The organism is Streptomyces sp. NRRL F-4489, assembly GCF_001509485.1.
In the GTDB taxonomy this organism is placed as follows: domain Bacteria; phylum Actinomycetota; class Actinomycetes; order Streptomycetales; family Streptomycetaceae; genus Streptomyces.
In genome coordinates this window covers 1-19,634 of the sequence record NZ_LLZI01000213.1, presented here as the reverse complement: position 1 = coordinate 19,634, position 19,634 = coordinate 1, and the positions used below count along the sequence as shown (strand labels likewise).

The 19,634-nt window shown below is 74.4% G+C and carries 19 protein-coding genes; 4 read left to right on the top strand and 15 right to left on the bottom strand.

The window, feature by feature from the left end; translation table 11 throughout:
• Window positions 1-42 precede the first annotated feature (42 nt).
• Window positions 43-1,293, top strand: a complete 1,251-nt coding sequence (gene ilvA, locus ADL22_RS15860; RefSeq protein ID WP_066979033.1) for a threonine ammonia-lyase IlvA — start codon at window positions 43-45, stop codon at window positions 1,291-1,293.
• Between the two features lie 15 nt (window positions 1,294-1,308).
• Here ilvA and ADL22_RS15855 read toward each other — a convergent pair whose 3' ends face one another.
• Window positions 1,309-1,998, bottom strand: coding sequence for a FadR/GntR family transcriptional regulator (locus ADL22_RS15855; RefSeq protein WP_066979028.1), 690 nt, complete (start codon window positions 1,996-1,998; stop codon window positions 1,309-1,311).
• Between the two features lie 267 nt (window positions 1,999-2,265).
• Between ADL22_RS15855 and ADL22_RS15850 the strand changes: the two genes are divergently transcribed.
• Both ADL22_RS15850 and ADL22_RS15845 read left to right on the top strand, forming a co-directional pair.
• Window positions 2,266-3,066, top strand: a complete 801-nt coding sequence (locus tag ADL22_RS15850; RefSeq protein ID WP_107116312.1) for an ABC transporter ATP-binding protein — start codon at window positions 2,266-2,268, stop codon at window positions 3,064-3,066.
• An 86-nt stretch (window positions 3,067-3,152) separates the two neighbouring features.
• Window positions 3,153-4,379, top strand: a complete 1,227-nt coding sequence (locus ADL22_RS15845) for an MFS transporter (protein ID WP_066979025.1) — start codon at window positions 3,153-3,155, stop codon at window positions 4,377-4,379.
• Between the two features lie 93 nt (window positions 4,380-4,472).
• Here the strand turns inward: ADL22_RS15845 and ADL22_RS15840 are convergent, their stop codons facing one another.
• From ADL22_RS15840 to ADL22_RS15785, 14 genes are all read right to left on the bottom strand, one after another.
• Window positions 4,473-5,243, bottom strand: a complete 771-nt coding sequence (locus ADL22_RS15840) for a sirohydrochlorin chelatase (protein WP_066979022.1) — start codon at window positions 5,241-5,243, stop codon at window positions 4,473-4,475.
• A gap of 5 nt (window positions 5,244-5,248) precedes the next feature.
• Complete coding sequence (locus ADL22_RS15835) at window positions 5,249-6,244, bottom strand: ABC transporter permease (RefSeq protein WP_066979019.1); 996 nt, start codon at window positions 6,242-6,244, stop codon at window positions 5,249-5,251.
• Window positions 6,231-7,031, bottom strand: coding sequence for an ABC transporter ATP-binding protein (locus ADL22_RS15830; RefSeq protein ID WP_199836309.1), 801 nt, complete (start codon window positions 7,029-7,031; stop codon window positions 6,231-6,233). Before ADL22_RS15830 ends, ADL22_RS15835 begins: the two co-directional genes overlap by 14 nt.
• A gap of 33 nt (window positions 7,032-7,064) precedes the next feature.
• Window positions 7,065-8,174: an aliphatic sulfonate ABC transporter substrate-binding protein gene (locus tag ADL22_RS15825; protein ID WP_066979015.1), complete on the bottom strand. Its 1,110-nt coding sequence runs from the start codon at window positions 8,172-8,174 to the stop codon at window positions 7,065-7,067.
• 212 nt (window positions 8,175-8,386) lie between these two features.
• On the bottom strand, window positions 8,387-9,748 hold the full coding sequence (locus tag ADL22_RS15820) for a sulfate adenylyltransferase subunit 1 (protein ID WP_066979013.1): 1,362 nt from the start codon (window positions 9,746-9,748) through the stop codon (window positions 8,387-8,389).
• 2 nt (window positions 9,749-9,750) lie between these two features.
• Window positions 9,751-10,686: a sulfate adenylyltransferase subunit CysD gene (cysD, locus tag ADL22_RS15815; protein ID WP_066979010.1), complete on the bottom strand. Its 936-nt coding sequence runs from the start codon at window positions 10,684-10,686 to the stop codon at window positions 9,751-9,753.
• Window positions 10,683-11,216, bottom strand: coding sequence for an adenylyl-sulfate kinase (gene cysC, locus ADL22_RS15810; RefSeq protein WP_066979008.1), 534 nt, complete (start codon window positions 11,214-11,216; stop codon window positions 10,683-10,685). Before cysC ends, cysD begins: the two co-directional genes overlap by 4 nt.
• A gap of 23 nt (window positions 11,217-11,239) precedes the next feature.
• Window positions 11,240-11,929, bottom strand: coding sequence for a phosphoadenylyl-sulfate reductase (locus ADL22_RS15805; protein ID WP_066979006.1), 690 nt, complete (start codon window positions 11,927-11,929; stop codon window positions 11,240-11,242).
• On the bottom strand, window positions 11,926-12,126 hold the full coding sequence (locus ADL22_RS36220) for a hypothetical protein (RefSeq protein WP_079064158.1): 201 nt from the start codon (window positions 12,124-12,126) through the stop codon (window positions 11,926-11,928). The genes ADL22_RS15805 and ADL22_RS36220 overlap by 4 nt, the downstream gene beginning before the upstream one ends.
• Entirely contained in the window at window positions 12,123-13,817 is a 1,695-nt protein-coding gene (locus ADL22_RS15800) for a nitrite/sulfite reductase (RefSeq protein ID WP_066979004.1), read from the bottom strand. Before ADL22_RS15800 ends, ADL22_RS36220 begins: the two co-directional genes overlap by 4 nt.
• 219 nt (window positions 13,818-14,036) lie before the next feature.
• Window positions 14,037-14,120 carry a putative leader peptide gene (locus tag ADL22_RS36980; RefSeq protein WP_350257049.1) on the bottom strand — a complete coding sequence of 28 codons (84 nt, stop codon included), beginning with the start codon at window positions 14,118-14,120 and terminating at the stop codon, window positions 14,037-14,039.
• 187 nt (window positions 14,121-14,307) lie between these two features.
• A complete protein-coding gene (locus ADL22_RS15795; protein WP_066979001.1) occupies window positions 14,308-14,898 on the bottom strand; it encodes a GNAT family N-acetyltransferase in 591 nt (196 codons plus the stop codon).
• Window positions 14,899-15,141: 243 nt separating this feature from the next.
• Window positions 15,142-16,491: a helix-turn-helix domain-containing protein gene (locus ADL22_RS15790; protein WP_234430716.1), complete on the bottom strand. Its 1,350-nt coding sequence runs from the start codon at window positions 16,489-16,491 to the stop codon at window positions 15,142-15,144.
• A 519-nt stretch (window positions 16,492-17,010) separates the two neighbouring features.
• Entirely contained in the window at window positions 17,011-18,660 is a 1,650-nt protein-coding gene (locus ADL22_RS15785) for an acyl-CoA dehydrogenase family protein (RefSeq protein WP_066978995.1), read from the bottom strand.
• Between the two features lie 18 nt (window positions 18,661-18,678).
• Here ADL22_RS15785 and ADL22_RS15780 point away from each other — a divergent pair.
• A partial coding sequence (locus ADL22_RS15780; RefSeq protein WP_066978991.1) for a YihY/virulence factor BrkB family protein occupies window positions 18,679-19,634 on the top strand: 956 nt, incomplete at its 3' end.

Here is a 19,634-nt window from a genome sequence, read left to right as displayed (position 1 = left end):
CGGCGGAAAGAGGCGTCCGAGGTGCCGCGTTACCATCCCCGGATGCCAGCCAAGGTGAACGCAGCGGGAATCGAACAGGCGGCCCAGCGGCTCGAACCGGTGGTGCGCCGCACGCCCCTGGAGGAGAACGACCGGCTGACCGCGCTGCTCGGCACCCGCGTCCTGCTGAAACGCGAAGACACCCAGGTCTGCCGCTCGTACAAGGTCCGCGGCGCCTACAACCTCATGTCCTCGCTCACCGAAGCGGAGCGGCGGCGCGGCGTGGTCTGCGCCAGCGCCGGCAACCACGGCCAGGGCGTCGCCTTCGCCTGCCGCCGCCTCGGCATCCGCGGCCGGGTCTTCGTCCCGTCCAACACCCCGCGCCAGAAGCGGCAGCGGATCGCCGCGTTCGGCGGCGACGCGGTGGAGCTGGTGGTCGTCGGCAGCACCTACGACGAGGCCAGCGCCGCCGCGCACTGGGACAGCGAGCGCACCGGCGCGGTCTACGTCCACCCCTTCGACGACGCGCGGACCATGGAGGGCCAGGGCACCGTCGCCCGGGAGATCACCCAGCAGGCCGGCGGCGCGGTGGACACCGTGGTCGTGCCGGTCGGCGGCGGGGGGCTGATCAGCGGCGCCGCGGTCTGGCTGCGCGCGCACGCCCCGCACGCCCGGATCATCGGCGCCGAACCGGCCGGCGCCGCGAGCATGCGCGCCGCCCTGGACAACGGCGGGCCGGTCGCGCTGCCCGAGATCGACTCGTTCGTGGACGGCGCGGCCGTGGGCAAGGTCGGCGCCCAGGCGTATCCGCTGGTCAAGGACCTGGTGGACGAGGTCGTCGCGGTGGACGAGGGCGCGGTGTGCACCGAGATGCTCGACCTCTACCAGACCGACGGCATCATCGCCGAGCCCGCCGGGGCGCTGGCGAGCGCGGCGGCCCGGCAGATCCTGCCCGGGGCGGCGGCGGGCACCGTGGTGTGCGTGGTCTCCGGCGGCAACAACGACGTCAGCCGCTACGCCGAGGTGGTGGAGCGCTCACTGGTGCACGTGGGCCTGCGCCACTACTTCCTGGTGACGTTCCCCCAGCAGCCGGGCGCGCTGCGGCACTTCCTCGACGGGGTGCTGGGCAAGGGCGAGGACATCGTCGCCTTCGAGTACGTCAAGAAGAACAACCGCGAGACCGGCCCGGCCCTCGTGGGCATCGAACTGGAGCGCCCGCGGGACCTGGACAGCCTGCTGCGGCGGATGGACGACAGCCCGCTGGCGATCGAGCGGATCTCGCCGGGATCGCCGTGGTTCTCGTTCCTGCTCTGACTGCCTGACGGCCCGTCAGAGACGGTGCAGGCGGGCCAGGGTCTGCTCCAGCTCGGTCTGGAGAGCGCCGCTGGCGGCGTCGGCGTCACCGCGCTCGATGGCCGCCACCAGCGCGGCGTGGCCCTCGTCGCCGTGGTTCGGCTCGTGGGTCCGCAGGTCCAGGAGGGCCAGCAGATCGATCAGCCCCTCCCGCAGCGCGGGGGTGAACTCCACGAACAGGTCGGTAAGGACGGGGTTGTGGGCGCCCGCGACGACCGCCGCGTGCAGCGCGATGTCCGCGTCCACGAACGCCGGGTCGTCGCCGGCCGCCGCCGCCCGGCGGGCCTCCAGCGCCGCCCGCATCGCCGACAGGTCGGCCTCGGTGCGGCGCTGCGCGGCCAGCCGCGCCGCCTGCACCTCGATGAGCATCCGGACCTCGTAGACATCGGTGACCGCGGCGTGCCGCAACCGGGTCGCCCAGTCCTCCTCGGGCTCGGTGGCGATGACGAAGACCCCGGCGCCCTGGCGGGCCTGGAGCAGCCCCGCCCCGGCCAGCGCGCGCAGCGCCTCGCGCACCGTGGAGCGGCCCACGCCGAGCGTCTTGGCCAGCGCCGTCTCGGCCGGGAGCTTGGTCCCGACCGGCCACTGGCCGCCGGTGATCTGGTCGCGCAGGTGCTGGGTGGCCTGTTCGACCAGCGGACTGGGCCGGAGGGCACCGAGCGCCATCCCGCTACCACCTCTCGGGTTGTCTGATATCTGCCGGTGAGTGTACGTGGCGCCGCCCCGGGGCCCTTCGGCCGGACGGCAGGGCTCCCGCCGCGCACACCTCTCAGGTTGTCTGAGGTGTTGGTCGCCGCTACTGTACCGGGCGTACGGCCGCGCGAACTCCCCCTTCCCGGCTGCCGCTTCGGGACCCGGGACGCGTCCGGCACCCCGCGGCGGGCCCGACGCCGGCGCCGCGGCCGCCGCCCCCCGCACCGAACGGAGCTGACCGTGAACGCGACCGCCGTACTCCACGCCCGCGAGGTGGACCTCGTCCGGGACGGAGTGGCGATCCTCCAGGAGATCTCGCTGACCGTGCGGCCCGGCGAGCACTGGGCCCTGCTCGGCGCCAACGGCGCGGGCAAGAGCAGCCTGCTCAGCCTGCTCGGCGCGCTCGCCCACCCCACCCGGGGCACGGTACGGGTCCTGGGCCATGAGCTGGGCCGCGTGGACCTGCGCGAACTGCGCTCCTACGTCGGCCATGTGGACCCCCGGCACGCGCTCCGCTCGCCCCTGAAGGTCCGCGACGTCGTCCTGACCGGCCTGACCAACACCATCGAACGGGTCCCCCGCTGGACCCCGGAGCCCGAGCAGGTGGCCACCGCCGACCGCCTGATCGACCTGCTCGGCCTCGCCGACCGCCGCGACGCGCGCTGGCCGACCCTCTCCCAGGGCGAGCGCGGCCGGACCCTGATCGCCCGGGCCCTGATGCCCAGCCCCCGGCTGCTGCTGCTCGACGAACCCGCGACCGGACTCGACGTCGCCGGCCGCGAGCAGCTGATCGAACGCCTCGACACGCTCCAGCACACCTACCCCGAACTGGCCTCCGTCCTGGTCACCCACCACCTGGAGGAGCTCCCGCCCGGGACCACGCACGCGCTGCTGCTGCGCGACGGCCGCTGCCTGGCCTCCGGGCCGGTCGGCGAGGTCCTCACCAGCGACCAGGTCAGCAAGTGCTTCGACCACCCGATCCACCTCACCCGCGCCGACGGGCGGTGGAGCGTGCGGACCCGCCGCCCGTCCCGGCCGTGACCCCGCCCGCCACCGCGCCCGTACCGCGCGCCGACTCCCCGCCCGTCCCGCGTCCCACCGCGGCGTTAGAGAGCAGACGTTCCCGCATGAAAAAAGGGCAGCTCGGCTTCCTGGCCGGCACGCATATGGTCAACGACCTCTATCAGGGCGCGATCCCCGCGATGCTGCCGTTCCTGATGGCCCAGCGCCACTACAGCTACGCCGCGGTCTCCGGCCTGGCGTTCGCCGCCTCCGGCATCTCCAGCCTGTTCCAGCCGGTGTTCGGCGCGCTCTCCGATCAGAAGCCGCGGCCCTGGCTGGTGCCGACCGGCTTCACCGCGGCCGCCCTCGGCGTGATGGCGGCCGGACTGTCCGGCACCTACCTCGTCACCTGGCTGTGCGTCGCGCTGGCCGGCATCGGCATCGCGGCCTACCACCCGCCCGCCACCAGCCAGGCGCGGGCCGCCGGCGGCTCCTCGCAGAAGGCGATGAGCGTCTTCTCGGTCGGCGGGACGATCGGCGGCGCGCTGGCGCCCACGCTGGTCACCCTCGTCATCGGGGGAGTGGGCTTCTCCGGGAGCTATCTGCTGGCGGTGCCCGCGCTGGTGATGGCCGTGCTGTGGGTGCTCAAGGGGCCCTGGATGCGGTGGCGCGGCCACACCCCGGCGGCGCCGCTGGTCACCGGCGCCGCGGCCAAGGCGGGCGGCGGCGCGGCCGGACGGGCCGACGACTGGCGCTCGTTCGCCCGCCTGGTGGGCGTGATCGTCGGCTGGTCCATCCCGTACGTCACGGTCACCTCGATGGTGTCGCTGCACGCCGAGCGGGATCTGGGCCAGTCCACCGCGGCGGGCGCCGCCGTCCTGAGCACCTACACCGCCGCCGGCGCGATCGGCGTCCTGCTCGGCGGCTGGCTCGGCGACCGCCGCGGCCGGATGACCTCGGTGCGGACCGGCTACCTCGTGGCGCTGCCCGCCCTGCTGGGCATCGCCTGGGCCCCGGCGTACCCGGTGCTGGTGGTGAGCGCGGGGGTGTTCGGCGTGGCGATGTTCCTGCCGTTCGCGGCCCAGGTGACGCTGGCCCAGGACTACCTGCCGAACCGCCCGGGGACGGCGAGCGGGCTGACGCTGGGGCTGGCGATGGCGGCGGGCGGGCTGTGCTCGCCGCTGTTCGGCTGGCTCGCCGACGCCCGGGGCCTGCCCGCCGTCTTCTACGTACTCGTCGCGGTCTTCCTCGTCCCCGTCGTGCTGGCCCTCCGGCTCCCGGACCGCACGCCGACCGCCCCGGAGGCGCACCCGGCGCCGGAGGCGGAGGCCGTATCCGCCCCCAAGGGGTAAGGGAATCAAGGGAGTTGGGCCCGGCGGCCGCCCCGCAGCTCGCACCGCGCGGGGCGGCCGCCGGGCCCTTTCACGCGCCGAAGGCGGCCGCCTTCACGCGCTGAGCGCGGCCGCTTCGGGCCGCACGTGGGCGCGGACGGCCTGGTCGTAGCGGCGCAGCAGCAGCCGGGCCAGTTCGGGCGCGTCGCCGAGCACCGGCGCGAGCACATCGGCCCGCGCCTCCCGGGCGCCAGCGGCGATCCGGTCCGGCAGGAAGCCCGGCGCGATGACGTACGGGGCGACGGCCACCCGCCGCACGCCCTCGGCCCGCAGGGCCCGTACGGCGTCGGCCGTGCGGGGCAGGGAAGCGGAGGCGAACGCAGGTCGCACGGCACACCATTCGGCGGTGCGCCGCCACTCCCGCGCGGTTTCAGCGATCACTGCGATCGCCTCCGGGTCGGAGGAGCCCGCCGCGGCCAGGACGACCCCGGTCGAGCGGCGGTCACCGGGCCGCAGCCCGGCCTCCTCCAGCCGGCGCTCCAGCGCGCCGGTCAGGAGGAGCGAGGGGCCGAGCACCTCGGCCTGGTGGACGGTGAGCAGGGGCAGCCGCGCGGCGGCCTCCCGCAGCACCGCGGGGATGTCGGACTTCGCGTGGAACGCCCGGGTGAGCAGCAGCGGCAGCGCCACCACCGTCCCCACGCCGTCGCCCGCCAGGCGCTCCAGCACCCGCGGCACCCGGGGCGCGTTGAAGTCGAGGTAGCCGACCTCCACGCGCAGTCCGGGCCGCAGCCGCCGCACCCGCGCGCACAGCGCGGCGACGGTCGCGGCGTGCCGGGGGTCGCGGCTGCCGTGGGCGATGACGAGGAGAGTGGGGCGGGTGCTCATGGGATCTAGTTCTTGACGAGGAGGCCGCGGCTGCGCAGCACCCGGCGCTCGATCGGGGCGAAGATCAGCAGCTCGATGCCGATACCGACGATGAGGATCAGCAGGATCGCGGAGAGCACCCAGGACATGTCCTGCAGCTCCCGGCCCTGCTCCAGCAACTGGCCCAGGCCGGTGCCGAGATCGGGCGCGCTGACGATCAGCTCGGCGGCCATCAGCGACCGCCAGGAGAACGCCCAGCCCTGCTTGAGTCCGGCGAGGTAGCCGGGGAGCGCGGCGGGCAGCAGCACATGGCGGACCCCGGCCAGGCCCCGCGCGCCGATGGTGCGGCCGGCGCGGAGGTAGAGCGGGGAGATCTGGTCGACGCCGGACACCAGGCCGTTGGCGATCGAGGGGACGGCGCCGAGCAGCACCACCGCGTAGATGGTGGCGTCGCTCAGCCCGAACCAGATGATCGCGGCCGGCACCCAGGCCACCGACGGCAGCGACTGCAGACCGCTCAGGATCGGCCCGATCGCCGCCCGGACCGGCTTGATCCGGGCCACGATCAGCCCCAGCGCCGTACCGAGCACCACCGAGGCGACGAAGCCCAGGGCGCCGCGCGAGACGCTGGTCCACACGAAGCCCAGCAGCGTGCCCTCCAGCCACTTCTGCTGGAGCGAGCGGGCCACGTCCAGCGGGCTGGGCAGCAGGTAGTGCGGCTTGAGCTGGAAGTGGTAGGCGAGCTGCCACAGCGCCAGGACCAGCACGATCGCGATGGCCGGCGGCAGGATCTTGGCCAGGGCCGACCGCAGCCAGGGCTGGCGGGCCACCACGGTGGCGTCCAGGGCGTCGAGGCCGGCCTCCAGCCCGGCCAGATCGCCGCCGGCCGGCCGGGTCTCCCCGCCGGCGGCTGCGGGAGCCGCGTCGGCGGCCCGCTCGGCGGACGCCCCGTCCGAGGGCCCGGCGGGGTCGTCGCCGGGCGTGCCCGCGGCGGCGGAGGCGGTGGTCTCAGTGCTGGCCATGGCGGCGGATCTCCCCACGGAGCTGTTCGGTGATCTCGATGGACAGGTCGGCGACCGCGGAGTCCTCGATGCGGCGCGGCTGGGGGATGTCCACCCGCCACTCGCGGGCCACCCGGCCGGGGCGGGAGGAGAGCAGCACGACCCGCTCGCCGAGCCGCACCGCCTCCCGGACGTTGTGGGTGACGAACAGGACCGAGAGGTTCGTCTCCTGCCAGATCCGGGTCAGCTCGTCGTGCAGCACGTCCCGGGTGATCGCGTCGAGCGCGGCGAACGGCTCGTCCATCAGCAGCAGTTGGCTGTCCTGGGCCAGCGCCCGGGCCATCGCCACCCGCTGCCGCATCCCGCCGGACAGCTCGTGCACCCGCTTGCCGTACGCGCCCTTGAGCCGGACGAGTTCGAGCAGCCGCTCGGCCTCCGGGCGGCGCTCGGCGCGCGGCACGCCGCGCAGCCGCAGCGCCAGTTCGATGTTGCGGCCCGCGGTCAGCCACGGGAAGAGGGCGTGCTCCTGGAACATCAGCGCCGGCCGGCCGCCGGGCGTCTCGATGGTCCCCTCGGACGGCGCGTCCAGGCCGGCCACGAGGTTGAGCAGGGTGGACTTGCCGCACCCCGAGGCCCCCAGGAGGCAGACGAATTCGCCGGGGGCGACATCGATGCTGATGTCGTCCAGCACCTGCTGCCGCGCGCCGGGGCGGCCGAACGACTTCGAGACGTGGTGGATGCGAGCGGCGTACGGACCGGTGGAGCCGGCGTCCGCCGCGGCGGGCTTGGTGAGCGTGCTGGTCGTCATCGGTGTCACCTCCTGGGGGATCGGGGCCGTGGGTCAGCTGCCGCCGAGGCCGGCGTCGTCGACCGGCGGCCTGCCCTCGGACTTGAGCACCTTGTTCAGCAGGGTGAGGTCGTAGATGCCCTTGAGGTCGGGCTTCTTCAGCAGGCCCGCCTTGACGGCGTGGTCCGCCTCCTCCTGGAGGGTGGCGGCCAGCGGGTCATCGGTGATGTCGACGTTCTTGAACGCCGGGTCGATGACGTCGGCCGGCAGCGCCTTGCCGGTGATCGCCGGATCGGCCAGCTCGTCGTTGAGCGCCTTGACCGCCTCGGCGGGGTGCGAGCGGATCCAGGCGTTGGTCTTCACCGACGCGCGCAGTACCGCCTCGACGGCCTTGGGGTGCTCGGTGAGGAACTTCTGCGAGACGATCACGTTCGTGATGACGAACTTGCCGTCCTTCCACAGCGTCTTCTCGTCCAGCAGCGGCTTGCCGCCGGCCGCGACGAGCTTGGACGCGGTCGGCTCGGGCACCCACGCGCCGTCGATGCTGCCCTGCCGGAACGCGGTCGGCACGACCTTGTTGTCGGTGCGCTGGACGGTGACATCGCCCTTGCCGGACGTGGCGTCGACCGAATAGCCCTTGCCCGCGAGGAAGTTGAGCAGCGCCACGTCCTGGGTGTTGCCGAGCTGCGGGGTGGCGATCGTCTTGCCCTTGAGATCGTCCAGGCTCTTGATCTTCTTGGGGTTGACGATCAGCGAGACGCCCCCGGAGGCGGAGCCCGAGATGATCTTCAGGCTCTTGCCGTGCGACTTGGCGTAGCCGTTGATGGCGGGGGAGGGGCCGATCCAGCCGATGTCGATGGCGCCCGAGTTGAGCGCCTCGATCTCGGCGGGGCCCGCGTTGAAGACGGAGGACTTCACCGCCGTGCCGCCCAGCTCCTTCTGGAAGGTGCCGGTCCGCAGGCCGATCAGCGGTGTGGCGTGGGTGGTGTTGCCGAAGAACCCGATCTTGACCTGGTCGAGCCCGTCGACCTTGGGTCCCTTGGGGGCGACGGCGGCCGCGGTGTCCTTCTTGGCCTCGGAGCCGTAGCCGCAGGCCCCCAGGGCGGCGGTCAGCAACGGGACGGTGGCGGCGGCCGCCAGAAGGCGGTGGCGTACGGCAGACACGGGAGGAGTTCCTCTCGGAGGGCCGGGGGAGCGCGGCGCCCGGTCAGGGCGCGCCCGGCGTGATGGCGGATCTTCGGACGGCTGGGGTGGGGGGCTCGGAGACAGGCGCGGTCAGCACACACATCGGCCGACTCCGCCCTGTCCGCTGCCCAGGGCCCCGCTGCCGACGCGGCCCCCCTCCTTCGCGAAGTCCGCGAACATGTCCCGCAGCATCAGAAGTCCCACCCCTCGTCGTCCGCCGCGCCCCGCGGCGCCGCGTCCGCGGCCGCCTCGGCGAACGCGGTACCGGCCATCCCGGCGGTCAGCGTGGTGCCGTCCGCGGGGTCGATCAGCAGGAACGAACCGGTGCGCCGGGACTGCGCGTAGGCGTCCAGCGCCAGCGGCGCGGCGGTGCGCACCACGATCCGGCCGATGTCGTTGGCGGCCAGCTCCCCGGGCGCCGGGTGCTGGGAGAGGTCGTCCAGCGCCAGCCGGGACGGGATCTCCTTGACGATCGCCTTGACGGTGCGGGTGGTGTGCTTGAGCAGCACCCGCTGCCCCACGGCCAGCGGCCGGTCGGCGACGTGGCAGACGGTGGCCTCGATGTCCTGGGTGACCGCCGGCGCGGTGTCCGCCGGGGCGATCAGATCGCCGCGGGAGACGTCCAGGTCGTCGGCGAGCCGCAGGGTCACCGACTGCGGCGCCCAGGCCACGTCCACGCTCCGGCCCAGCGCGTCGATGCCCTCGATGGTGCTGGTCCGGCCGGACGGCAGCACCGCGACGGCGTCGCCGACGCGCAGCACGCCGGAGGCGATCTGGCCCGCGTAGCCGCGGTAGTCGGGGTGCTCGGCGGTCTGCGGGCGGATGACGTACTGGACCGGGAAGCGGGCCGGGTCGTCCGACGGGTCGGCGACCACCGGCACGGTCTCCAGGTGCTCCAGCACGGTCGGGCCGCCGTACCAGTCCATGGTGGCCGACGGCGTCACCACGTTGTCGCCGGCCAGCGCCGAGATCGGGATGGCGGTGATCTCCGGGACGCCCAGCGAGCCGGCGTACGCGGTGAACTCCTCGGCGATGGCCGCGAAGACGGACTCCCGGTAGTCCACCAGGTCCATCTTGTTGACCGCCAGGACGACGTGCGGCACCCGCAGCAGCGCGGCGACCGCGGCGTGCCGCCGGGTCTGCTCGACCACGCCGTTGCGGGCGTCGACCAGCACCACGGCCAGCTCGGCGGTGGACGCGCCGGTGACCATGTTCCGGGTGTACTGCACGTGCCCGGGGGTGTCGGCGAGGATGAAGCGGCGGCGCGGGGTGGCGAAGTAGCGGTAGGCGACATCGATGGTGATGCCCTGCTCCCGCTCGGCGCGCAGCCCGTCCGTCAGCAGCGCCAGGTCGGGCGCCTCCTGCCCGCGGTTGCGGGAGGCGTGCTCGACGGCCTCCAGCTGGTCGGCGAGCACCGACTTGGAGTCGTGCAGCAGCCGGCCGACCAGCGTCGACTTGCCGTCGTCCACGGAACCGGCGGTGGCGAAGCGCAGCAGCGAGGTGGCGCCCGCGTCCACGGGCCCGTCGGCGCGGGCGGTGTCGGTCGTGCTCATGGCTAGAAGTACCCCTCGCGCTTGCGGTCCTCCATGGCGGCCTCGGACAGCTTGTCGTCGGCCCGGGTGGCGCCCCGCTCGGTGAGCCGGGACGCGGCGATCTCCGCGATGACGGCGTCGATGGTGTCCGCGTCCGACTCCACCGCGCCGGTGCAGGACATGTCGCCCACGGTGCGGTAGCGCACCTGGCGGACCTCCAGGCGCTCGCCGTCCTTCGGGCCGCCCCACTCACCGGGCGCCAGCCACATGCCGCCGCGGGCGAAGACCTCGCGCTCGTGGGCGTAGTAGATGGCGGGCAGTTCGATCTTCTCGCGGGCGATGTACTGCCAGACGTCCAGCTCGGTCCAGTTGGAGAGCGGGAAGACCCGGACATGCTCGCCCGGCGAGTGCCGGCCGTTGTAGAGCTGCCACAGCTCGGGCCGCTGCCGGCGCGGGTCCCAGCCGCCGAACTCGTCCCGCAGCGAGAACACCCGCTCCTTGGCGCGGGCCTTCTCCTCGTCCCGGCGGCCGCCGCCGAAGACCGCGTCGAAGCGGTTCTTCTCGATGGCGTCCAGCAGCGGCACGGTCTGCAGCGGATTGCGGGTGCCGTCCGGGCGCTCCCGCAGCTCCCCGCGGTCGATGAAGTCCTGCACCGACGCGATGTGCAGCCGCAGCCCGTGCTCGGCCACGGTCCGGTCGCGGTAGGCCAGCACCTCGGGGAAGTTGTGGCCGGTGTCGACGTGCAGCAGCGCGAACGGCACCGGCGCCGGCGCGAACGCCTTCAGCGCCAGGTGCAGCATGACGATGGAGTCCTTGCCGCCGGAGAAGAGGATCACCGGCCGCTCGAACTCGCCCGCCACCTCGCGGAAGATGTGCACCGCCTCGGACTCCAGCGCGTCCAGGTGCGACAGCGCGTAGGGGTTGTCCAGCTCCTCGGACAGCGACGCCACGGTGGTCACGCCAGCCCCCTCTCGACCAGCAGCGCGTGCAGCGCCGCGGCGGACTCCTGAACGGTCTGGGTGTGCGACTCGATCCGCAGATCCGGCGACTCGGGCGCCTCGTACGGGTCGTCCACCCCGGTCAGGCCGGTCAGCTCACCGGCCGCCTGCTTGGCGTACAGGCCCTTCACATCCCGCTCGGAGCAGACGTCCAGCGGCGTGGCGACGTGCACCTCCAGGTACGGGGTGCCCTCGCGCTGGTGGCGCTTGCGCACCGCCTCGCGGCTGTCGGCGTACGGGGCGATCACCGGGACCAGGGCCTTCACGCCGTTGCTGGCGAGGAGTTCGGCGACGAAGCCGATCCGCTGGACGTTGGTGTGCCGGTCCTCGCGGCTGAAGCCGAGGCCCGCCGAGAGGAACTCGCGGATCTCGTCGCCGTCGAGCACCTCGACGCGGTGGCCCTCGCCGCGCAGCCGGCCGGCCAGCTCGCGCGCCAGGGTCGTCTTCCCCGCGCTCGGCAGACCGGTCAGCCAGATCGTGGCGCCCGTCATCTGTATCTCCTGAAACTCCGCCATCAGTGCAGTCCGCACTCGGTCTTGGTGGTGCCGGCCCAGCGGCCGGCCCGCGCGTCCTCGCCCGCCTCCACCCGGCGGGTGCAGGGCGCGCAGCCGACGGACGCGTATCCGTCCATCAGCAGCGGGTTGGTGAGCACCCCGTGCTCGGCGACGTAGGCGTCCACATCGGCCTGCGTCCAGCGGGCGATCGGCGCGATCTTGACCTTGCGCCGCCGGGCGTCCCAGCCCACGACCGGGGTGTTCGCCCGGGTCGGCGACTCGTCCCGGCGCAGGCCGGTCGCCCACGCGTCGTAGCCGGCCAGGCCCTCCTCCAGCGGCTTGACCTTGCGCAGCGCGCAGCACAGGTCCGGGTCGCGGTCGTGCAGCCTCGGTCCGTACTCGGCGTCCTGCTCCGCCACCGTCTGGCGGGGCGTCAGGGTGATGACGTTGACGTCCATCACCGCCGCCACCGCGTCCCGGGTGCCGATGGTCTCCGGGAAGTGGTAGCCGGTGTCCAGGAACACCACGTCCACCCCGGGGAAGGCCCGGGAGGCCAGGTGCGCGACGACCGCGTCCTCCATCGAGGAGGTGACGCAGAAGCGCGGGCCGAAGGTCTCCGCGGCCCACCGGAGGATGTCCAGGGCGGGCGCGTCCTCCAGGTCGCGGCCCGCCTGCTCGGCGAGGCGCTGAAGGTCGGTTGCGGTGGTCACGGCGTACCTCCGTCGGAAGCGGAAGGGGCTGCGGAAGGGGCGGGACCCGCGGCCCCGGGGGCCAGCAGGCCGAGGAACTTCAGCCGGAAGGCCCGGCTGCACGCCCGGCACTCCCAGGCCCCGTGGCCCTCCTCGGAAGGCCGCAGGTCCTCGTCCCCGCAGTACGGGCAGTAGAACGGCGCGGCGCGCTCACTCACTTCAACGCACCCTCTTCGGCACGCGCCGCCCAGGTGGCGAACCGCTCGCCCTCGGCGCGCTGCGCCTGGAAGGCGCGCAGCACCCGCTCGATGTAGTCGGGCAGTTCGTCGGCGGTCACCTTCAGGCCGCGGACCTTGCGGCCGAAGCCGGGCTCCAGGCCCAGCGCGCCGCCCAGGTGGACCTGGTAGCCCTCGACCTGCTCGCCGTTGGCGTCCAGCACCAGCTGGCCCTTGAGGCCGATGTCCGCGACCTGGATGCGGGCGCAGGCGTTGGGGCAGCCGTTGAGGTTGATGGTGATCGGCTCGTCGAAGTCCGGGAGCCGGCGCTCCAGTTCGTCGATGAGCGACGCGCCGCGGCCCTTGGTCTCGACGATGGCGAGCTTGCAGAACTCGATACCGGTGCAGGCCATCGTGCCGCGCCGGAACGGCGAGGGGCTGACCTGGAAGTCCAGCGCCTCCAGCCCCGCCACCAGGCCGTCGACCTGCTCGGGCGCGACATCGAGGATGATCATCTTCTGCTCGACGGTGGTGCGCAGCCGGTCGGAGCCGTGCGCCGCGGCGAGTTCGGCGATCTTGGTGAGGGTGGTGCCGTCGACCCGGCCGACGCGCGGGGCGAAGCCGACGTAGAAGCGGCCGTCCTGCTGGCGGTGGACGCCGATGTGGTCGCGCCACTTCTGCACGGGCTCGGCCGGCGCCGGGCCGTCGACCAGCTTGCGCTGGAGGTACTCGTCCTCCAGGATCCGGCGGAACTTCTCCGGGCCCCAGTCGGCCATCAGGAACTTCAGCCGGGCGCGGGTGCGCAGGCGGCGGTAGCCGTAGTCGCGGAAGATGCCGACCACACCGGCCCAGACGTCGGCGACCTCGTCGAGCGGCACCCAGGTGCCCAGCCGCTGCGCCAGCTTGGGGTTGGTGGACAGGCCGCCGCCGACCCACAGGTCGAAGCCCGGCCCGTGCTCGGGGTGGACCACGCCGACGAACGCCACGTCGTTGATCTCGTGCACCACGTCCTGGACGGGCGAGCCGGAGATCGCGGTCTTGAACTTCCGCGGGAGGTTGGAGAATTCCTTGCTGCCGATGTAGCGCTCGTGGATCTCGTCCACGGCCGGGGTGCCGTCGATGATCTCGTCGGCCGCGATCCCGGCGACCGGGGAACCGATGATCACGCGCGGGCAGTCGCCGCACGCCTCGGTCGTGGACAGCCCGACGCCCTCCAGCTTCTCCCAGATGGCGGGCACGTCCTCGATGCGCACCCAGTGCAGCTGGATGTTCTGCCGGTCGGTGATGTCCGCGGTGCCGCGGGCGTACTGCTCGGAGACCTCGCCGATGGCGCGCAGCTGGGCGACGGTGAGCCGGCCGCCGTCGATGCGCACCCGCAGCATGAAGTACTTGTCGTCCAGCTCCTCGGGCTCCAGCACCGCGGTCTTGCCGCCGTCGATCCCGGGCTTGCGCTGGGTGTACAGGCCCCACCAACGCATCCGGCCGCGCAGGTCGTTGGGGTCGATGGAGTCGAAACCGGCCTTGGAGTAGATCGTCTCAATGCGTGTCCGCACATTGAGACCGTCATCGTCCTTCTTGAACTGCTCGTTGCCGTTGAGCGGCGTGAAGTGGCCAACGGCCCACTGGCCCTCGCCGCGGTGGCGGCCGGCCTTGCGGCGGGTCGTGGCGGAGGGGAGGTCCGGGTTGGCGGCCATGGGCTACGTCCTTCTGGGCGGCTCAAAGGGGGGTGCGGAGGGCGCGGTGCACCCCCGATGACCTGCGCGGACGCACCGGAGCGCGGCGCGCGTGGGCGCGTCGTCCGGTGGGCTTGCGCAGGTCGGGGGTTCAGGCGCGTCCGCGACGATGGGGACGACGTGCGAAGCGGTGGTGCTGAATGCTGTGCGGTACGCAGGGCGGGCCCTGGTCGCGCGGCGTCAGCCCGCCCGACAAATGGCGCTGGACATGCGGCCGAGGTCGACGTGCCGCCGACTCACCAAGGCAATTCCAGCTCTGGACATGACGGAAGCGTGGCACGGCGCTCTCCGGCCAGTCCACCGTCATCCAGGATATGGACAAGATGGTCTCGTACTGCGAGACGGTGTGGCGCCCGTCACGTTCCGGCGGGCGTACGGCCGGGCCGGTGCGCGGGGCGCGGGCGGATCCGCCGGTGGCGCCCCCGGCCCTGGCGGGCGGGGGCGGAACGGTTCACTCCGCGGCGGCCGGCAGCGGTCCGGCGCCGGGCCACGGGCCGGGCATGGGAAGCTCCGGTTCCTCGGTCACCGTGGTCTCGTAGACGCGGAAGCCGCGCCGCTCGTAATTGGCCCGCGCGTGCGGCCCGTCGTCGCTGCAGGTGTGCACCCAGACCCGGGTGGTCTCCGGCAGCCCCGGCCACCGCTCGGCCAGATCCCAGGCGCGCGCGGTCCCGAACTCCAGCAGATGGCCGCCGATCCGCTGCCCCCGGAAGGCCGGCAGTAGTCCGAAGTAGGCGATTTCCACCGACCCGTCCCCGCTGGCCGCGAGTTCGATGAACCCGGCGGGCGTCCCGCGCAGATACGCCACCCAGGTCTCGGTCCCTGGCCGCTCCAGATGCTCGGCCCAGCGCGCGTACGGCCAGTCCAGCCGGTCGGTCCACAGGATGTCCCCGCCGACCGCCGTATAGAGGAACCGGCTGAATTCGGGCGAGGGTATCGCGGACCGGACGATCCGCAGCTCCGCACCGGCGGGCGGCGCCGCGGCCGGCGCGAGGTCCGACCGCGCGGTCTGGTGGAGGTACCAGGTGGTGACGGTGTGGCTCATGGGGCCAGGACATCACATCGGGGGAGGGGGCGGGGGCGGCGGTCCGGAGCCTGGACGGGGCCGGTTCGCGGACGTTGCACGGGTCGGACCGCGGGCGTCGCCCGGCCCGGTGAGCCGTACGCCGTGCGGCCCGCCCCGGCCCCCCGCCCGTACGCCCCGCCGGCCCCGCCACATCACGGACCGATCCGTCCACCTGCTGGGACGCCGATCCCAAGGCCGACCGGGCCGGGGCCGCCCCGGGCGTCACCCCGGCCGCCCCGCCCCCGTCCGCCGGGCCGCCAGGACCGCCGGGGCCGTGGAGTGCGGCAGCAGCTCCAGCGGGCGGTCCGGGAGCCGGAGTTCCACCTCCACACCGTCCGCGAAGCGGTACGGGCGGTGCGCCAGCACGCCCGCCAGATGGCGGCGCAGCCGGGACATCTCGGCCCGGACCGTGACCGTCCGCCCGCCGTCGCCGAAGAGGTCCCGGGCCAGCTCGGCGGCGCTGCGCCCGCCCGGGTGGGCGGCCAGTACGAACAGCAGCTCGGCGTGGCGCGGGGTCAGCGGGTGCGACCAGCCGCCGGCCGGCCCGGAGACCGTCACGGCCGGTTCGCCGGGCCCGCCCAGATCCAGGACGACCCGGTGCGGCCCGGGCACCGGCTCCGGGCGGCCGAGCCGGATCAGCCAGCCGCCCGGCAGCGGCTCCAGCGCGCACATGCCGTACCGCGGCAGCCACAGCGGCCCGGCCGCCGGCTTCTTCGGCAGCGCCACCCGGGCCGGCGGGGCCATCCCCGCCACCGCCGCCGTCCAGCCGTGCGGATCGACCGCCAGCGCCCGCCCGCCGAGCCGCGCCAGCACCGGCGCCGCGCTGGCCCGCAGCCGCTCCAGCGCCGCGTGGTGGCGGGCCCGCAGCTCGCCCTCGGCCAGCCGGGCCACCGCCGACACCAGCGCCAGCGTCGTCGGGTGGAAGGAGTGCGCCGGGCCGCTGAGGTCCACCGTGCCCAGCAGCCGCCCGTCCCGCGGATCGTGCAGCGGCGCCGCCGCGCACGTCCACTGCTGGTGGCTGCGCACGAAGTGCTCGGCGGAGTGCACCAGCACCGGGCTGCGGGCCACCAGCGCGGTGCCGATCGCGTTGGTGCCGACCGTCCCCTCCGTCCAGTCCGCGCCCTTGTCGAAGCCCAGCCGGTCGGCCATCCGCCGGATCGGGGCGCTGCCCTCCCGCCACAGCACCCGCCCCTCGGCGTCGGTGACGACCATGATCTGCTGGGCCGCGTCGGCGGTCGGCAGCAGCCCGCCGCCCAGCACCGGCAGCACCGCCGCCAGCTGCGACCGCTGCCGCCGGGACTCCAGCTCGGCGACCGACAGCGGCCGCTGGTCGCGGCCCCGCTCCGGGTCCACCCCGCGGTCCAGCACCCGCCGCCAGGACTCGCCGATCACCGCGCGCGGCGCCTCCCGGCCGGCCTCGGGCGGATCGCCGGCCAGCACCCCCTCGTGCACCACCGCGAGCCGCCGCGCGGTCTCGCGGATATCCCGCGCCGACCGCACCGCGCCCTCGAGTCCGCCGCCCGCCCGGCCGGCGGCCACCGCCCCGGCCCTGTCGCTCGGTCTCTGCCTCACACCGCTCTCCGTCGTGCCCTTGCTTCCGGCCCCTCCCCGGGATGCGCCCATCGTGCCGTCAGCGGCCGCCGGAGGAGAGCCCCTTGCGCAGATCCGCTGCAACGGAATGCAACCGTTGTGGCCTATGACGCCCCGGGGCAAACCTGGTCCCAGCGGCCGATGGCGTCCCCCGCCGGAGGATTCGCCGGTCACCCGACGGAGAACCCGCCGGTGCCCGCCGGAGACGCGATCGGCCGCCCGTGTCGTCGGGCGTCCTGGCCGGCGTCCGGCCGGACGCGCCGGACGCCGGCAACGCCGTGGCCACCGCCGCGGCGCGGCGCGGACGCACCGCGCCGCGCCCGGCCCGGCGGCCCTGAAGACCGGGACCGGTGCCGAGTCGGCGCGGCACCGCTCCCAGCCCGGCGCGGCGGCGGTTGTCCCCTGTCCCGCCCCCCGTCCGGAGCCAGCTGCTGACGGCTCCGGGCGGAGGACGCGGAACCGCCGCCGCGCCCCGAACTCCCCCGGTTCCGAGGGGAGTTGCTACTCCGCCACCGGTCGCGCCCGCTCCGCGATCGCCGCCAGCCCCAGCGTGTGCGGCAGGGTCCCGAACGCCGCCCCCGCGTCGCCCCCCAGCCGCGCCGCGCAGAACGCGTCCGCCACCTCCGGCGGCGCGTACCGCACCAGCAGCGCCCCCTGGAGCACCAGCGCCATCCGCTCCGCCAGCCGCCGGGCCCGCGCCTCCGCGCCGGCCAGGTCGGCGAGTTCGGTCAGCAGTCCCCGGATCGCCCGGTCCAGCCGGTGGTCGGCGCCCCGCGCGGCCCCGATCTCGGTCAGATACGCGTCCAGCGCCGCCGGCTCCCGCCGCAGCGCCCGCAGCACGTCCAGCGCCTGGACGTTGCCCGAGCCCTCCCAGATCGAGTTCAGCGGCGCCTCCCGCAGCAGCCGCGGCAGCCCCGACTCCTCCACGTAGCCGTTGCCGCCCAGGCACTCCAGCGCCTCCGCGACCACCGGCGTGCACCGCTTGGTCACCCAGTACTTGGCCGCCGGCACCGCCAGCCGCAGCAGGGCCCGGTCCCGCTCGGTGCCACCGTCGTACGCCGCGGCCAGCCGCAGCGCCAGCGTGGTCGCCGCCTCCGACTCCAGCGCCAGATCGGCCAGCACGTTCCGCATCAGCGGCTGGTCGGCCAGCCGGCGGCCGAACGCCTCCCGGTACGCGGTGTGGTGCAGCGCCTGCGCCACCGCCTGCCGCATCACCGCCGCCGACGCGGTGACGCAGTCCAGCCGGGTCGCCGCCACCATCCCGATGATCGCCGCCAGCCCGCGCCCCTCCTCGCCGACCCGGCGCGCCCAGGTCCGCCCGTCGAACTCCACCTCCGCCGAGGCGTTCGAGCGGTTGCCGAGCTTGTCCTTCAGCCGCTGGAGGCGGAACGCGTTCCGGGTGCCGTCCGGCAGCACCCGCGGCAGCAGGAAGCAGGTCAGCCCGCCGGGCGCCTGGGCCAGCACCAGGAACGCGTCCGACATCGGCGCCGAGCAGAACCACTTGTGGCCGGTCAGGACGTACTCGCCGTCCGCCGCCAGCGGCTCGGCGCGGGTGGTGTTGGCCCGTACGTCGCTGCCGCCCTGCTTCTCGGTCATCGCCATCCCCGCCAGCGCGCCCGCCTTCCGCGCGGCCGGCCGCAGCTCCGCGTCGTACACCGGCGAGGTCAGCAGCGGCTCCCAGACCGCCGCCAGCTCCGGTTCGGCCCGCAGCGCCGGCACCGCCGCGTGGGTCATCGACAGCGGGCAGCCGTGCCCGGCCTCCACCTGCGTCCACACCAGGAACCCCGCGGTGCGCCGCAGATGGCCGTGCGGGCGCGTCCAGGCGCCGGTCAGCCCGGCCCCGACCGCGTGCCCGAGCAGCCGGTGCCAGGCCGGGTGGAACTCCACCTCGTCGATCCGGTGGCCGTAGCGGTCGTGGGTGCGCAGCACCGGCGGGTACGCGTTGGCCTGCGCGCCCCAGCACTGCGCCTGGGCGGAGCCGGCCGCCCGCCCCAGCCGGCCCAGCTCCTCCCGCGCCTCGCCGAGGTGCTCCGCGGCGACGTACCGGGCCACCCCCTCGGTGAGCGCCGGGTCGGCGGCGAAGACGTCGTAGCCGGTCAGCGGCGGCGGCTGGTTCGTCACGGTATGCGTGCCATGTGTGGTAGGTGCCATGCCCGATACGGTAAGGAGGTGCAGCCGCCGAACGAACCGACCGGACCGCGCGGCCCGCAGGGACCGCCCCGGGGCCGGCGGACCCGCGCCCGCGCCCGGGTCCGCTACCGCGACGCCTCCCGCCGCCGGCTGGCCTGGCTGCTGCTGAAGGACGTGGTCGCCGCCTGCATGCGCTACCGCGTCACCGGCCTGGCCGCCGAGGCCGCCTTCTGGTGCCTGCTGTCCCTGCCGCCGCTGATCCTGGGCCTGCTCGGCGTCCTGGGCTACACCGAGCCGTGGGTCGGCCACGCCACCCTGGAGCGGTTCCGCACCCACCTGCTGCACGCCGCCGGCACCGTCCTGTCCGGCCGCGGTGTCGACGAGATCGCCCGCCCGCTGCTCGACGACGTCTTCACCGGCCACCGCCCCGACGTCATCTCGCTGGGCTTCGCCATCGCCCTGTGGTCCGGCTCCCGGGCCCTGAACGTCTTCGTCGACACCATCACGATCATGTACGGGCTGGAGGGCCGCCGCGGTATCGTCCGGACCCGGCTGCTGTCCTTCGCGCTCTACGTCGCCGCGCTCGCGGCCGGCGCGATCGCCTTCCCGCTGATGGTCGCCGGCCCGGACGTCGTGGTCGGCTGGCTGCCCGCCAGTGAGGTCGCCATCCGCGTCCTGTACTGGCCGGTGGTCGTGGTGCTCTCCATCGCCTTCCTCACCACGCTCTACCACGTCTCCGTACCGGTCCGGTCGCCGTGGCGCGAGGACATCCCGGGTGCCGTCGCCGCGCTGGCCATCTGGATCCTCGGCAGCTTCCTGCTCCGCCTCTACCTCACCACGGCCGTCGAGGGCCCGTCCGTCTACGGCTCGCTGGCCGCCCCGATCGCGGTCCTGCTGTGGATCGGCGTGTCGGCCTTCGCGGTGCTGGTCGGCGCGGCCCTGAACGCCGCCCTGGACCGCGTCTGGCCGTCGGCCACCACGGCGGCGGCCCGCGC

What these genes read in the sequence shown, in the direction of transcription:
- ADL22_RS15845 (WP_066979025.1), top strand. Translation starts at nt 3,153, where the DNA reads ATGAAAAAAGGGCAGCTCGGCTTCCTGGCCGGCACGCATATGGTCAAC.
- ADL22_RS15830 (WP_199836309.1), bottom strand. Translation starts at nt 7,031, where the DNA reads ATGACGACCAGCACGCTCACCAAGCCCGCCGCGGCGGACGCCGGCTCC.
- ADL22_RS15795 (WP_066979001.1), bottom strand. Translation starts at nt 14,898, where the DNA reads ATGAGCCACACCGTCACCACCTGGTACCTCCACCAGACCGCGCGGTCG.
- ADL22_RS15855 (WP_066979028.1), bottom strand. Translation starts at nt 1,998, where the DNA reads ATGGCGCTCGGTGCCCTCCGGCCCAGTCCGCTGGTCGAACAGGCCACC.
- ADL22_RS15835 (WP_066979019.1), bottom strand. Translation starts at nt 6,244, where the DNA reads ATGGCCAGCACTGAGACCACCGCCTCCGCCGCCGCGGGCACGCCCGGC.
- ilvA (WP_066979033.1), top strand. Translation starts at nt 43, where the DNA reads ATGCCAGCCAAGGTGAACGCAGCGGGAATCGAACAGGCGGCCCAGCGG.
- cysC (WP_066979008.1), bottom strand. Translation starts at nt 11,216, where the DNA reads ATGACGGGCGCCACGATCTGGCTGACCGGTCTGCCGAGCGCGGGGAAG.
- ADL22_RS36980 (WP_350257049.1), bottom strand. Translation starts at nt 14,120, where the DNA reads ATGTCCAGAGCTGGAATTGCCTTGGTGAGTCGGCGGCACGTCGACCTC.
- ADL22_RS15840 (WP_066979022.1), bottom strand. Translation starts at nt 5,243, where the DNA reads ATGAGCACCCGCCCCACTCTCCTCGTCATCGCCCACGGCAGCCGCGAC.
- ADL22_RS15785 (WP_066978995.1), bottom strand. Translation starts at nt 18,660, where the DNA reads ATGGCACCTACCACACATGGCACGCATACCGTGACGAACCAGCCGCCG.
- ADL22_RS15820 (WP_066979013.1), bottom strand. Translation starts at nt 9,748, where the DNA reads ATGAGCACGACCGACACCGCCCGCGCCGACGGGCCCGTGGACGCGGGC.
- ADL22_RS15800 (WP_066979004.1), bottom strand. Translation starts at nt 13,817, where the DNA reads ATGGCCGCCAACCCGGACCTCCCCTCCGCCACGACCCGCCGCAAGGCC.